Source organism: Thiolapillus sp. (assembly GCF_048562965.1).
In the GTDB taxonomy this organism is placed as follows: Bacteria; Pseudomonadota; Gammaproteobacteria; order Chromatiales; family Chromatiaceae; genus Thiolapillus; species Thiolapillus brandeum_A.
Genome location: NZ_JBHNMF010001308.1, coordinates 1 through 711 on the forward strand (window position 1 = coordinate 1; position 711 = coordinate 711).

Annotated in this window: 1 pseudogene; it reads right to left on the bottom strand. The window is 55.0% G+C overall.

From position 1 onward, the window contains the following. Window positions 1–193 precede the first annotated feature (193 nt). Window positions 194–711, bottom strand: a pseudogene (locus tag ACOCD2_RS23995) (hypothetical protein); the annotation flags it as partial.

Genomic DNA, 711 nt, shown 5'->3' on the forward strand with positions numbered 1-711 from the left:
GCAAGTACGGAGCAGCAACGAGCTTGCGAAGTTGTTGCGTAGTGCTTGGTGACCAGGACGACTGGGGCACAAATAGGTTGTCAAAGGCCGAGTCGATTTTGGGAACTGGGATGTCCCAAAATCTATCACGAGGCCGAAGACACGCTTGTTTACTGCGGGGGCCTAGATATGGCGCCTTAGGCTTCACACGAATCTACGAAGAACCAAAATAATAGGACGACTCATCACTGGCGGTCTTCAGGTTTCCGAAATGGATGGACGGCCAGTGTTGTTCCAGCGTTACTTTCCAGGCCGTGATGGCTTTTGCTTCCGCAAGGTTGCCGGTACAGCGCCGTCTTACCGTACGGGCCATGGGCAGGTAATACTCTTCGGCGTACTGCCGGATCATGCGGTTGCTGGAATAGACAGGCGTCAGTTTTGCCATGCTGTTGCGCATATGGCCTATCCAGTCTTCAGGGATGCCATGGGCATTGCGCCGGTAGAACTCGGGTATGACCTGCTGTTCGAGCAGATCGTAGAGGCAATCTGCTTCATGGCTGTCCCAGGCGGTATCTGCATCGTGTTCCTGGCCATCAAGATCTCTTGGATGTGCCTTGCCTGCGATCACCAGTTGCACGGGATTGTCTGTACTGGTCAGTAGATGGGCCAGGCGCTGCTTGTCTTTCAGCAGCAGGTTGGGGCGCTTGTAGGTGGCAAAGCGCCGGGCAAAGC